At 66.7% G+C, this 13,880-nt stretch carries 9 protein-coding genes and 2 pseudogenes; 7 read left to right on the top strand and 4 right to left on the bottom strand.

The window, feature by feature from the left end; all coding sequences use genetic code 11:
- Window positions 1-8 precede the first annotated feature (8 nt).
- From WJ35_RS23395 to WJ35_RS23385, 3 genes and pseudogenes are all read right to left on the bottom strand, one after another.
- A pseudogene (locus WJ35_RS23395) lies at window positions 9-996 on the bottom strand (transglutaminase family protein).
- 8 nt (window positions 997-1,004) lie between these two features.
- Window positions 1,005-1,946, bottom strand: a complete 942-nt coding sequence (locus WJ35_RS23390) for an alpha-E domain-containing protein (protein ID WP_069240104.1) — start codon at window positions 1,944-1,946, stop codon at window positions 1,005-1,007.
- 70 nt (window positions 1,947-2,016) lie between these two features.
- Window positions 2,017-3,432, bottom strand: a complete 1,416-nt coding sequence (locus tag WJ35_RS23385; RefSeq protein WP_060234104.1) for a circularly permuted type 2 ATP-grasp protein — start codon at window positions 3,430-3,432, stop codon at window positions 2,017-2,019.
- A 569-nt stretch (window positions 3,433-4,001) separates the two neighbouring features.
- On the opposite strand from WJ35_RS23385, the gene WJ35_RS23380 reads away from it, so the two are divergent.
- Window positions 4,002-4,994, top strand: a complete 993-nt coding sequence (locus tag WJ35_RS23380) for a LysR substrate-binding domain-containing protein (protein ID WP_069240103.1) — start codon at window positions 4,002-4,004, stop codon at window positions 4,992-4,994.
- Here WJ35_RS23380 and WJ35_RS31565 read toward each other — a convergent pair.
- Window positions 4,937-5,326, bottom strand: a complete 390-nt coding sequence (locus WJ35_RS31565) for a hypothetical protein (RefSeq protein WP_124259927.1) — start codon at window positions 5,324-5,326, stop codon at window positions 4,937-4,939. The two genes, WJ35_RS23380 and WJ35_RS31565, sit on opposite strands and share 58 nt — an antisense overlap.
- A gap of 333 nt (window positions 5,327-5,659) precedes the next feature.
- Between WJ35_RS31565 and WJ35_RS23375 the strand changes: the two genes are divergently transcribed.
- The 6 genes and pseudogenes from WJ35_RS23375 (at window position 5,660) to WJ35_RS23350 (ending at window position 13,824) form a co-directional block, all read left to right on the top strand.
- A complete protein-coding gene (locus WJ35_RS23375; protein WP_034193832.1) occupies window positions 5,660-6,091 on the top strand; it encodes a hypothetical protein in 432 nt (143 codons plus the stop codon).
- Window positions 6,092-6,153: 62 nt separating this feature from the next.
- Window positions 6,154-6,918, top strand: coding sequence for a hypothetical protein (locus tag WJ35_RS23370; protein ID WP_069240102.1), 765 nt, complete (start codon window positions 6,154-6,156; stop codon window positions 6,916-6,918).
- Window positions 6,919-7,020: 102 nt separating this feature from the next.
- Window positions 7,021-9,907: pseudogene (pgaA, locus tag WJ35_RS23365) on the top strand (poly-beta-1,6 N-acetyl-D-glucosamine export porin PgaA).
- A 17-nt stretch (window positions 9,908-9,924) separates the two neighbouring features.
- Complete coding sequence (gene pgaB, locus WJ35_RS23360) at window positions 9,925-12,015, top strand: poly-beta-1,6-N-acetyl-D-glucosamine N-deacetylase PgaB (protein WP_060234079.1); 2,091 nt, start codon at window positions 9,925-9,927, stop codon at window positions 12,013-12,015.
- Window positions 12,012-13,283: a poly-beta-1,6-N-acetyl-D-glucosamine synthase gene (gene pgaC / locus WJ35_RS23355; RefSeq protein WP_010099403.1), complete on the top strand. Its 1,272-nt coding sequence runs from the start codon at window positions 12,012-12,014 to the stop codon at window positions 13,281-13,283. Before pgaB ends, pgaC begins: the two co-directional genes overlap by 4 nt.
- Window positions 13,261-13,824 (top strand): Biofilm PGA synthesis auxiliary protein PgaD, encoded by a 564-nt coding sequence (locus WJ35_RS23350; protein ID WP_230459752.1) that lies wholly within the window; start codon window positions 13,261-13,263, stop codon window positions 13,822-13,824. Before pgaC ends, WJ35_RS23350 begins: the two co-directional genes overlap by 23 nt.
- Window positions 13,825-13,880: the final 56 nt, after the last annotated feature.

Genomic DNA, 13,880 nt, shown 5'->3' with positions numbered 1-13,880 from the left:
CGTGCGCGTCAGACCAGTTCCGGCGACTGCACGACGCTGATCTCGATGCCGAGCGGCGTCGCGCCGGCCCCGGTCACCGGCTGCGCGTCGCGGGAGTCAAGGCCGGTCGCGATGCGCACGTAGCGCTCGTCCGGGCAGCGGTTCATGAACGGATCGAAGCCGACCCAGCCGAGCCCGTCGACATACGCCTCGGCCCACGCGTGGCCGGCGGGCTGCTGCATCGGCGCGGCCGCCTGCTGCCGCGCGCCGAGCGCCGGCCGCGGCATGCCCTGCGACTGCGACGCATGCGCTTCATCGACGCGCTGGCCGAGCGCCTGCTGCATCCCGTCACCGCTTTGCAGCGCGACGGCCTCTTCCTCGTGCGCGCCGCCGCCTTGCTGCTTCGCGTCCGCGATGCGCTGCATCGCGCTGTCGGCCAGCACGTAGCCGGAGATGTAGCGGGCCGGGATCTTCAGCACCCGCGCGGCCGCGATGAACGCATGCGCATGATCGCGGCTCGTGCCCTCGCCGCTTTGCAGCGCGGTTTCCGCGTCGACCGGCGTGTCCGGCGCATGCGGCGCATACGCGATGCGGCCGTGCACCTCGGTCATCAGCCAGTGCAGCGCTTCGAGGCTGCGCTGCTCGATCGGCAGCGCGTCGGCAAGCGCGCGCACCGTGTCGCCCGCTTTCGTGAGCGCGGTCTCGCGCTCGAAGATCCACGGCGGCGCGTAGCCCTCGGTGTGCCCCGAGGATGCCCGCGCGGTCCTGGGTCTCGACGACGCCCGCCGCGACGATCACGATCTCCGGCTTCGTGCCGCGGTCGTGCCGCACGAGGTCGGTGCGGTTGCCGAGCCCGTCGGCATAGGTGAGCGTCGGCTCGACGCCGTCGATCGTGACCTGCCACGCGCGCACCGTCTGGCCCGGCCCCGATTGCGGACGCAGCCGCAGCCGTTGCAGCACGTGGGTGACCTGATCGTCGAACTGATAACGCGAGATGTGTCGGATGGCGAGTCGCATGGCAAGTCTCAGTCGAAGTTGTACGCCTGGGCGATTTCGAGCCCCAGGCTGTTGTTGCGGCCGATGAAGTCGGTCAGGAATTCGTGCAGGCCGCTCTTGAAGATCCGCTCGACGCTGGTGTCGGACAACATTTGCAGGATCTTCGTGGCGGTGTCGTGACACGGGTGCGTGACGCCGTAGTCCTTCGCGAGCAGGTTGAGGCTCGACACGACGCGGCCGTAGCAATAGCGCAGCGAGCGCGGCATCCGGCCGTTGAGGATCAGGTAGTCGGCGATGTTCAGCGGCTTGTACTGCACGTCGTAGACCCAGCGGTACGAGCGGTGCGCGGCCACGCAGCGCAGGATCGTTTCCCACTGGTAGTTGTCGAGGATCGTGCCGACGTGCGAGACCGACGGCAGCAGCAGGTGGTACTTCACGTCGAGGATCCGCGCGGTGTTGTCGGCCCGCTCGACGAACGCGCCGATCTGCGCGAAATCGAAGATCTCGTTGCGCAGCATCGTGCTGTAGAAGCTGCCGAGGATCAGCGCGGTCTCGCGCTTCACCTGGTCGAGCACCGCCGGCAGCTCGCCCTCCGGCACCGGCTGCGCGAGCCCGCGCCCGAGCGACAGCCATGCGCCGTTCACGCTCTCCCACGCTTCCCGCGTGAGCGCCGTGCGCACCATCCGCGCGTTCGAGCGCGCGGCCTCGATGCACGACAGCACGCTCGACGGGTTGTCGCGGTCGCGCAGCAGGTAGTCGGTCACGGTGTCGGCCGCGTACGCGTCGTATTTCTCGCGGTAGCCGTCGTCCGCGCCCGAGCTGACGAGCACCGACGACCATTCCGCAGGCGCGTCGGACGTGCGCGTGAGCGCCATCCGCAGGCCGGCGTCGACGATCCGCGCGGTGTTCTCCGCGCGCTCGATATAGCGGTACATCCAGTAGAGACCGCTCGCTGTGCGTCCAAGAAGCATCTTGTGTCCACTCCGTCTGTTTTCCGTTCGCGCGCGGCCGTTGCCGGCGCGCGCCGTCGCCGCGCTCCGTTCAGTCGGCCAGCACCCAGGTGTCCTTGGTGCCGCCGCCCTGGCTCGAATTGACGACGAGCGAGCCCTCCTTCAGCGCGACGCGCGTGAGCCCGCCCGGCGTGATGCGGATGCGATCCGACACCAGCACGAACGGCCGCAGGTCGACGTGCCGCGGCGCGAGGCCCGCGTCGGTCAGGATCGGCGTCGTGGACAACGCCAGCGTGGGTTGCGCGATGTAGTTCGCGGGCCGCGCACGCAGCTTCGCGGCGAACGCCTCGATCTCGGCCTTCGACGCGCACGGTCCGACGAGCATCCCGTAGCCGCCCGAGCCGTGCACTTCCTTCACGACCAGTTCGTCGAGATGCTCGAGCACGTACTTCAGGCTGTCCGCCTCGCCGCAGCGCCAGGTCGGCACGTTCTCGAGCAGCGCCTTGCGGCCCGTGTAGAACTCGACGATTTCCGGCATGTACGAGTAGATCGCCTTGTCGTCGGCGATGCCGGTGCCCGGCGCGTTCGCGATCGTGATGTTGCCCGCGCGGTACACGTCCATGATCCCCGCGACGCCGAGCACCGAATCGGGGCGGAACGTCAGCGGGTCGAGGAACGCGTCGTCGACGCGGCGGTACAGCACGTCGATCGGCCGGAAGCCCTCGGTGGTGCGCATCGCGACGCGGTCGTCGATCACCTGCAGGTCGCTGCCCTCGACGAGGTGCACGCCCATCTGGTCGGCGAGGAACGAATGTTCGTAGTACGCGGAATTGTGGATGCCGGGCGTCAGCACGGCGATGGTCGGGTTGTCGGCGTTGCCGCCCGGCGGGCAGACGGCCGCGAGCGACTGGCGCAGCATCTGCGGATAGGTCTCGACCGGCCGCACCTTGACCTGCTGGAACAGCTCGGGAAAGAGCTGCATCATCGTCTCGCGGTTTTCCAGCATGTACGACACGCCGGACGGCGTGCGCGCGTTGTCCTCGAGCACGTAGAACTGGTTCTCGCCGGTGCGCACGATGTCCACGCCGATGATGTGCGTGTAAACGTTGCCGGGCGGCCGGAAGTCGATCATCTCGGGCAGGAACGCATCGTTGTGCGCGATCAGGTGCTTCGGCACGATCCCGGCGCGCACGATTTCCTGGCGGTGGTAGATGTCGTCGAGGAAGGCATTGAGCGCCATCACGCGCTGCTCGATGCCGAGCGACAGCCGATTCCACTCGTTCCCGGAAATAATGCGCGGCACGATGTCGAACGGGATCAGCCGCTCGGCGGCGTCCGCGTCGCCGTAGACGGCAAACGTGATGCCCGTCTTGCGGAACACGCCCTCCGCGTCGCGGGCTTTCTGGGCGAGGCTCGCGGGGTTCTGCGTGTCGAGCCACTGCTTCAGGCGCGCGTAGGGCGCCCTGACCATGTCGCCGGATTGCAGCATTTCATCGAATGGCTTCATCGATTTGTTCTCCATCGTTTTTCCCGGCATTGCGCATGCCGGACCGGCGTAACGACTGCTGAGCAAGGAGCGTGCCTTGCCGTACCCGTGCGTTTCCCCCGTTTTGCGCCGCGCCGCGCACGCTTGCGCGCCATGCCGCACCATGTCGGTGCAACGGCGGCCCGGCGCGTCGCATCGACAGCGTGCAATTGCGCGATCACCGCGCCAGACGTCGAACTTAGTGCGCGTGCGTGTCACGCGTATGCAATCTGCACCGCGACGATTCGCCGGCACGCCGCGGCCCCGAATCGCGGCTGAAGCGGGCCGGCCACGGTTGCCGCGGCCGGCCCTTGGGGAAGTACCGTCTGCGGCGCCCGGTTCGACGCGATGAACTAACCGGTTAGCCGGTTCCGGCGTCTCAAACTTATGCAGCCGTAATGCCGCCGACAATGCCCATGCATATTTCGACTAACACCCATCGAAAAAAAACATCGGTATGCTCGACACGAGGCGCGGTAGGCTAGAAAGTTCGTGCAGCGAAACCGTGGCGCCGCGCCGTGGGCCCCCGACTATAAAAAGCGAAGAAAGAAATGGAAGCAAAGTGGCTGGAAGATTTCCTGAGCCTTGCAGATACCAAGAGTTTTTCCCGGGCGGCGCGTAACCGGCATCTCACGCAATCGGCATTCAGCAGGCGAATCGCGTCGCTCGAGACCTGGATGGATGCGAAGCTGGTCGACCGGAGCATCACGCCGGTCGCCCTCACCCCGGCCGGACAGATGTTCCGCGGGCTGGCCGCGGACATCCTGCGCAGCATGTATGCGGCGCGCAACCTGGTGAACGGCTACGACCAGTTCGCGGCGAGCGACCAGGTCGTGCGGTTCGCGGTCGCGCATACGCTCGTGTTCACGCTGTTCCCCGAATGGCTGAAGCAGCTCAACGGCGAAGTCGGCCACGTGACCGCGCGCGTCAACGCGGTGAACGTGCCGGAGGGCGTGCAGCAGCTCGTCGAGGGCGAATGCGACATGCTGCTCGGCTATCACCATCCGCAGCTGCCGATCGTGCTCGACCCGAACCATTTCCCGTTCGTGAACCTCGGGGTCGAGCGGATTCTCCCCGTCTCCACGCCCGACGCGCACGGCAATCCGCTGTTCCAGCTGCCCGGCCGGCCGCGCGAGCCGTTGCCGCTGCTCGCGTATTCGTCGGGGGCCTTCCTCGGCAACGTCGTCGAGATGCTGCTGCTGAACGCGGCCGAGCCGTACGCGCTGCACCGCTGCTTCGAGACGCACATGTCCGAGGCGCTGAAAGGGATGGTGGTGGCGGGCCACGGGATCGGCTGGCTGCCGGAAAGCTGCGTCGCGAAGGAACTCGCGGAAGGCAGCCTCGTGTGCGCCGGATCGGCCGACTGGATCACCGAGCTGGAGATCCGGCTGTACCGGTCGGCGCGCAAGCGCGGGCTGGCGGCGGAGCAGCTGTGGACGTACATCATGAACCGGCCGCGCGCAGCGAACGACGCCGCCGTGGGCGGTCAGTCGCCTGCCACGGCAGCGGTGCGCGTCGCGCGCGGCAGCGCGCGCGGGCGGTAGCGGCGTCGCGGTTCGCGGGGTACGTCGGCGGCGATCCTGCACGCGCCGGCCGATCGCCCAGGCGGGCGCGGCTGCACATTTTTCGAGCCTGTGCCGGTAAATATGCAGGCCGCCGCACGCGCGATCAAATCGGCCGTCACACCAAACGTTTGCGAATCCGGACCGCCGTTATTGCCGAATGCAAAATCGATCGCCGCCGCTGCGCGATTCGTATGCCGGAAATACCTCGTTACAAAACAAAATAAAAATCCCGACTTGCGCGCAATGGTGATAATCACCAAAAACGTCGCACCCTCATTTACTGCCGATTGAATCTGTGCATTCGCCGTCACTGCAGCGCGTCGAATACAGACGCAAATGTTTCTTTTATCAGTCGTTATTTTTCGGCACGAAGTTCGGTACAACCACCACGCAGAGACCTGCTTCCTGCCATTCCTACCGCGGCCCAATTTCGACGACCGGAAATAGCGACTTTGTTCAGAGCCGATTCATTTCGTCCAATTAATCCATATTCCGTTTAAATAATACCTTTAAAGCGCGTCCGATATCCGCCACCCGTGGTTGTTTGTTCAAAATCCATCGTGTATCAATAGCGTGTCGCAAAAGAACGCCGTTAATTTCGACCCGGAATAAATCAGTGCGATGAATTCCGGATGGAGGTGACAATGTCTTCCTCGTCGCTCAAGGAGCATGCGCGCGTGCTCGTCGGCGTCGTCGCATTCGCATGTCTCGCGCATGCCGGCGCCCAGACGCAGCCAGGCGGCGGTGCACCTGCGTCGGGCATCGCGCCCGGTCGCTACATGATTTCGTACATCTGCGGTGACGCACGGATCGACGGCACGGCGCCGCTTCCGCCCGACGGGCGGCCCTACAACCTGGGCGTGTCGTTCGTGTCGGGCGGCACCGGGCAGCCGCTGTCGAACGTTCAGGTGCGGCTCAGACGACATGGCCGCGTACTCGTCGAGTTCAAATCGAGCGGGCCGCGCTGCCTGTTCAGCGTTCCCGATGCCAGCTACCGGATCGAAGGAACCTATGCGGGCGCGACACAGTTCGCGGTCGTCGAAACGGGGGCGCTCACCACGCAACTGAAGTGGTAGGCGCCGGCCGATCGCGCGCGGTTGCGCCATCCATCGGATCCGCGCGCACCGAGGAGCATCGAATGACTCGTGGAGAACGACCGGGCGACTCCCCCGCCGGGCCACCGAAACCCTCGTGGGGCCCGGGCAAGAACGCGGCGCTCAGCTTCGTGGCTTTTGCCGTGATTTTCGGCGCGTTTGCGCTCGTCGAGCGCAACCCGGGCCGCGGCCACGCAAGCATCGCCCGCGACGTGGCGGGCGAGATCGGCACGGCCGTCGGCAGGTATCGCAACGCATTCGTCGCCGCGTCGGCACCGGTCGGCGCCGCATCGACGGCCGCGCTGTCGGCGTCGCTCATCCCGCCTGCATCGGCCGCGGACGCGGAAGCGGCCGCCGCACCGCAAGCGGACGCCGGTTCCGCCGCGAAACCGCCGCGCGGTGCGGACCCGCGGCACGCGGCGCTCGCGACGAGCCCGCACGACACATCGGGCGGCGCGCGCGCAACGGACACGGGCGACACGCACCGGACGTCGCGTTCGCCAGCGCCGGGACACACGCGCAGGCACCGCGCGGCTGCGTCGCAACTGCGGCCCCCACCGCAACAGCAGCTTCCTGCGCAGCCGCCCGCGCCGGCGCAGTCGTATCTGACCGACGCGGCCCGGATGGAGACCACCAGCGTCACGCACGACGAGCTCGCAAGCGCTCGTGCGCTGGCAAGAGCGCGCCGGTGCGCGCAGCTCGACCAGTGGCAATGCGTCGAGCAAAACGCGAGCCGTGCGCTCGCCATCGATCCGACGAATAGCGAATCGCGTGCGCTGCTTGGGCAAGCGATACGCAATCGTCTGTAGACGGTCCACGGCCGGCGGGCATGGCCGCCCGCCCGCGCGATCGCGGCGACGTGCGTCGCCGGGCGCGCAACGGTCGTGACCGATTCGGACAGAGGAGACATCGTGGCCAGCAATCGCCAGCAACAATGCACGTCCGTCGCGCCGCCCAACCGGCGGATCCTGCTGCATGCGCCCCTGCTGTTGCTGCTCGTCGCGTCGGGCTCGTGTCTGGCCGGCGAAGGCGATGCGTCAGCTCTCGGCGCGCGCGAAATCGCCGAGGCCGACGCCGGCGGCGGGCGCGATGCGCTGCCGCCCGATATGCAGCCGGCCGGTACGACGGTGCAAGTCGTGCAGGTGGCCGACGCCGAGCCGCCCACGGCGCCGACCCCGATCGCCCGGGCCTCCGATGCATCGATGCAGGTCGCGCAGGCGCGGCAGGCGTCGGCGATGCCGACCACGGTCGTCGTCGAGCCGGATACGTCGCCGACAAGCGAACCGCGTGCGGTCGAGCCGGCGCTGGCCGCTCCGGTTCGGTCGATGGACGCGGTCGGCACGTCGGACGCCGCCTCCGCGGACACGATGCCGGACACGACGCCGGCCGCTGAGCATACGCCGGATGGATCGCTGCACAGTTCGCCGGGTGCGGCTGAGTCGATGTCGTCGGTGTCGGTGTCGGCCTCGTCGCCGTCCTCGGTGTCCTCGCCGTCCTCGCCGTCCTCGGTGTCCTCGGTGTCCTCGGTGTCCTCGGTGTCCTCGGTATCCTCGATGTCGTCGCCACCTTCACCACCCGCTACACCGCCGACGCGCACGCCTACCCCCGCACCGCCTACATCCGCGTTCGCCCTGCCCGAGCCGACCACACCAGCGCAGCCCACACCGGCCACGCCGCAACTGCTAGCCCAGGCCGCGCCCCCCGCTGCACCGACCCGAACCGCCCCGGCATCCGCCCCGCCGCTGCCGGACGCGCCCACCCTGCGGCCGCCCGGCGCGCAACCGTCCACGCTCGACGCGCCGAACTCGCAATCGCCCGGCGCCCAGCTCCCCGGCGATACGCCGCAGCGCTCGCAAGGCCCCGACGTCGAGGCGCCGAACGCGCAGGCGCCGAACCTGCGAACCGCCGACGTCGCCACCGTGCGCAACGAAGTGTTCGGTCTCGCCACGAGCGGCGGCGCCGTCAAGGCGCTCGACGAGGCGAAGTCCCGGCCCGACATCTTCTCCGCATTCGATCTCGCGCAACTGGAGGAGCTGTCGATCCGCCAGCAAGTGCGCGGCGGACGCGACAAGGCGCGCTCGATGACGAGCACCGATCGCTTCGACGGGCTCGACACCGCGCTGCGCGCCGCCGACGATCTCGACCAGCGGATGCCGCCGACCCCCGAGTATTCGCCGGTCCGCACCGCGCTCGCCGGCGACCGCACGATCGCGCATGCGGCACGCGGCGACATGAAAAAGGCGGTGGCGTCGTTCGAAACGATCCCGCCCGACGCGGAGATCTCGATCGATGCGCTCGCGGCCGTCGGCGATGCCTACCTGTACCTGAGCGAACCGGCCAAGGCGCACGCCGTATACGAGCGTGCGCTGAAACAGGCCACCGCATCGCCGACGGACCGCGCGACGCGCGGCTACCAGTACGGCGCGCGCACGCGCCCGATCGCGCTGCGCGAAGGCCTGTTCTGGTCGTACGTCGACCAGGGCCGCGCGGCCGACGCCGGAAAAGTGCTCGACGACATGCGCACGTCGCTGCCGCCCGCGAAGGAGGTACGCAACTACGGCCCGGAAGAAAGCGATTATTTGCGCTACTACCGGCTGCGCGCGCAATACCTGATCGTCACGGGGCACGTCGACGAAGGGATCGCCGCGCTCGAACAGCTCGAGAAGGAGGTGCCGTTCAATGCGGAAATCCGCGCGGCGCACGCCGACGCGGTGTCGGGCCAGTCGCACCCGCGCCAGGCCATCGCGATGTATCACGCGACGCTGACCGACCATCCCGACAGCGTCGAAAACCTCGCCGGGCTCGGCCGCGCGTCGCTCGCGGCGGACGACTATGAAACAAACCGCGCGCAAGATCGACCAGACCTTCGGCAACACGTTTCCGGACAACGGCGCGGTCCGCCAGTTCAAGCGCGACTACAACGCGTACCGCAGCCCGGTGCTGACGACGGACCTGAGCTACGAGCACGGCAACAGCGCACTGGCGAACAACAGCTTCACGTCGAATACCTATCTGTATTCGCAACCGTTCGGCGACAACTGGCGCGTGTTCGCCCATACGTTCTTCGGGCATGCGCAAACCGACCTCGGCAGGGTCAGCCGCACGCGCACCGGGGTCGGCGGCGACTACCGGCACGGGCCGCTCAGCTTGCAGGCCGAAGCCACGCGCTCGTTCGGCACCGACGGGCGCACCGGCGGCCGCGGTTCCGTCAGCTACAACTTCGACGATTACTGGTCGGTGGCAGCCGGGCTCGACAGCAACGACAACTCGCTGCCGTGGAAGGCCTATGTCGCGCACATCTGGGGCAAATCCGCGAACGTCGAGGTGGCGTACCGCCAGAACGATCGCCGCGAGGTCAAGCTGAGCTACGGCGTGAGCCGCTACTCCGACTCGAACCTCCACCAGGAAATCGCGGCGACCGGCACGCAGCGCGTGTACACGTCCGCGAACCAGCTGGTCAACGTTTCGCTGAATGCCGGCACCGGCAGCAACACGCGGCAGGACACTCCCTACTTCAGCCCGAGCCGCGACTACGCGGTCGCGGCGACCGTCATGCATCAATGGCTGGTCTGGAAGAAAAGCGACATGTCGATGCGGCAGCGCATCTCCGCGTCCGGCGGCGCATACAACCAGAGAGGATTCGGCACCAGCGCGCTGTGGAGCGCGCGCCTCGAACACGCGTGGACGTTCAAGCACGACATCACGCTGACCTACGGCGTCGAGGTCAGCAGCCATGCGTACGACGGCCGGCGGGAGCGCTCGGAAACGGGCTTCCTCGCGCTCAACCTGCCGTTCTAGAACCAGGAGCCCAGCGAATGCAATCCAGACGGACCTTCATGTGTGGCTGCCTTGGCACGGCCGCAGCTTGTTCGCTGTTTCCGGGCGTGACCCGGGCAAGGATGATCGACCTCCTTCCGCCGTCGGATCCCGCCGACGGCAAGACCTTCCGCGTGATCTGCATGCACGACGTGCGCGACAACCTGCTGTCGACGTTCGCGACCGCCACGATAATCGATCCGTACGCGATCGACACCGGCACGCTGACCGCGATTTTTTCCTGGCTGCAGACCAACAACTATCACACGATCACAGTCAAGCAGATCGAGGCATCCCGGCACGGCGGCAAGCCGTTGCCGCCCCGCTCCGTGCTCCTCACGTTCGACGACGGCTTTCGCAGCCACTTCACGAAAGTGCTGCCGCTGCTGAAGCGGTTCCGCTATCCGGCGGTGATGGGCATCGTCACCGCCTGGATCGACGCCCCCGCCGACACGCCGATCCGCATCAGCGACAGGCTGCAGCTGCCGCGCGATTACTTCATGTCGTGGGACGAGGTCAAGCAGATCGGTTCGTCGGAGCTGGTCGAGCTCGCCTGCCACACGCACAACCTGCATCATGGCGCGGTGGCCAATCCGCAGGGCAACGAGTTGCCCGCCACCACGTCGCACCTTTATCTGGCAAACGAGAAGCGCTACGAAACCGATGCGGAATTCGAAGCGCGGGTGCACGGCGACCTGCAGACCTGCATCCGGCAGATTCGCGAACGCACCGGGCTTGTCGCGCGCTCGATGGTCTGGCCGTACGGCGCGGAAAACCACCCGGTGCAAAAGATCTCGACGTCGCTCGGCATGGACATCCAGTTCAGTCTCGATGCCGGACCGAATACGCCGGACGTGCCGCTCGATCGCTTGCGGCGCATCCTGATGATGTATGACGTCGATATCGGCGTGTTCGAGCGCTCGATGCGCGAGCCGGCGACCAACCGCGGCGAAGTCGAAGCCGCCGAGCGGATCGTGCAGGTCGATCTCGACCAGGTGTACGACCCCAACCCGGCACAACAGGAAAAGAATCTCGGCGAGCTCGTCGAGCGCATCTACCGGATGCAGCCGAAGTCGGTCTACCTGCAGGCGTTCGCCGATCCGAAGGGCACCGGCGTCGCGGAGTCCGTCTATTTTCCGAACCGGCACCTGCCGATGCGGGCCGACCTGTTCTCTCGCGCCGCATGGCAGCTCAATACCCGGTCCAATGTCCAGGTCTATGCGTGGATGCCGGTGCTGGCCTTCCGTCCGCCGCCGGACAAGCTGCACAGCCTCGAAACGGTCACCGCCCATAGCGGCGCACCGGCACGCGAGAACGGCACGCGCGTGTTTCGCCTGAGTCCGTTCGATCCGAACGCCCGGCTGCTGATCGAGCAGATTTACGAGGATCTCAGCAAATATGCGTCGTTCAACGGCATCCTTTTCAGCGACGACGCCGTGCTCGACGACTACGAGGATGCGGGCCGGCACGCGCTGCAGCTCTATGCGCAGTGGGGGCTGCCGCGCGACATCGGGCAGATTCGCGCGAAGCCCGACCTGATGAACCGCTGGACGCGGCAGAAGACCCGCTATCTGCTGGACCTGACGCGGCAACTGGAGCAGATCGTCCTGGCGAACCAGAACGCCGGCGACGTGCTCACCGCGCGCAACATCTTCGCGCAGCCGGTGCTGAACCCCGAATCCGAAGCGTGGTACGCGCAAAACTACGACGATTTCCTCAAGGCGTACGACTTCGTCGCGCTGATGGCAATGCCGTACATGGAGCAGGCATCGGACCCGGATCGCTGGCTGGACAAGCTCGCCGACGTCGTCGCCGCCAAGCAGCACGGCTTCGCGAAGACCGTGTTCGAATTGCAGGCCTACGACTGGCGCGCCCGCAAGGAGATTTCAAGCACCACGCTGCTTGCGCAGATGGGGCGGCTGAGAAGCCGCGGGGCATTGAGCTTCGGCTACTACCCGGACAACTTCCTGCACGATCAGCCGAAACTCGCGACCATACGCGGCGCCATGTCGCTCAAGTCGCGTCTCGACCCGACTTCGATCAATGCGCTGATGCAGGCGCAACAGCACCAGGGGAAGCCGGCAAAATGATCACACACGACCTCATCCGGCGCCTGCAGGACTTCGTCTTCTATTACCCGTTCTTCATGTCGTATCTGTGGATGATCGGGGGCGTCGTGCATTTCCTGCTGCTCGAGGAGGGCCGCGTGCTGTCCAAGCGCATGCTCGCGGCGAGCGGCATGCCGAAGGTGTCGATCGTCGTGCCCTGCTTCAATGAAGAAGCGAACGTGCGCAGCGTGATCACGCACCTGAACGGCATGGACTATCCGACCTACGACATCATCGCGGTCAACGACGGCAGCCGGGACCGCACCGGCGAAATGCTCAACGAGCTGGCCGCCGACATCCCGCGGCTCATCGTCATCCATCACGCGCGCAACGAGGGCAAGGCGGTGGGCCTCACGACCGCGGCCGCCGTGTCGAACGCGGAGTACCTGCTCTGCATCGACGGCGATTCGCTGCTCGCGCACGATGCGATCGAATGGATGCTCGAGCATTTCATCGCCGACCCCGGCGTCGGCGCGGTCACCGGCAACCCGCGCATCCGCACGCGCACGTCGCTGCTCGGCCGCATGCAGGTCGGCGAGTTCTCGTCGATCGTCGGGCTGATCAAGCGCACGCAGCAGGTGTACGGCCGCATCTTCACGGTGTCCGGCGTCATCACGATGTTCCGCAAGACCGCCCTCGCCGACGTAGGCTTCTGGAGCTCGGACATGCTGACCGAGGACATCGACATCAGCTGGAAGCTGCAGTGCCGCGACTGGCGCGTCATGTACGAGCCGCATGCGCTCAGCTGGATCCTGATGCCGGAGACGATCCGGGGGCTCTATCGCCAGCGGCTGCGCTGGGCCAAGGGCGGCATCCAGGTGCTGCTCAAATATGCCGGCACGGTCGCGCGGCCCGCGCAGATGATGATGTGGCCGCTCTACGCCGAGTATCTGATCGGCATCGCCTGGGCGTATTCGATGTCGTTCATCCTGCTGCTGTCGGTCGTCGGCCTGTTCCATCCGCTGCCGCCGGACTGGCACGTGTCGCTGGTGCCGCGCTGGCACGGCATGCTGCTGGTGGCGACCTGCGTGCTGCAGCTGATCGTCGGCTGCATGATCGATCGCCGCTACGACGAAAAGCTCCTGATGTATTTCCTGGACACCGTCTGGTATCCCGTCGCCTTCTGGCTGATCAGCATGATCACCACCGTCGTCGCCCTGCCCGCCATCGTGTTGCGAGGCCGGGGCAAACGTGCAATATGGACCAGTCCCGACCGAGGAATTCAACATGAAGAACGCGCCGATTATTGACCTCTCGCTCCGGTCACCCGCCCGGATGATCGCCGATCGCGGCATCATCGCCGGTTGCACGCAGATCGTGTGGTTTCGCTTCATTCGGCCGGCGCTGGTCGGCGCGGTATGGGCGTCGATCTGCATCTATACGTACCGCTACCTGCTGCCGATCAACGACGCCGAAATGCCGATCGAGCAACTGGTCTTCTATGTGACCGGCATCTCGCTCATCGCCGGTGCGCTGGTCACGTGGCTGATCGCCGCCCGCGTCATTCATCCGTTCACCTTCCGGTGGCACGTCACGAAGATGCTGCGGCGCTCGGCCAGCCTGAAGTCGAAGCCGGCACCGACGACGGCACTGGCGAAGTCCGAGCACCTCGACGGGAAACAGGCGTCGCGCATTCTCGTCGCATCGCATGACGCCAACGGATCGATTTCCGCGCTCGAATGGAAGCGCCACGAGCGCCGTGCCGCGCCGCAAGCGCGCGAATGGGTCGACGAGGAATCGAACGAGGCCGTCTGGACCGGCGTCGGCCCGACGACGCGTCACGGCACCTGACGTCGACGTCCGCCGCACCGCGCGGGCGTGCCGATAACCTCTTCTGGACGAGGTGA

This window comes from Burkholderia ubonensis (assembly GCF_001718695.1).
In the GTDB taxonomy this organism is placed as follows: Bacteria; Pseudomonadota; Gammaproteobacteria; order Burkholderiales; family Burkholderiaceae; genus Burkholderia; species Burkholderia ubonensis_B.
The sequence above is the reverse complement of the archived record's forward strand: the minus strand, read 5'-3'. Positions and strand labels throughout refer to the sequence as shown.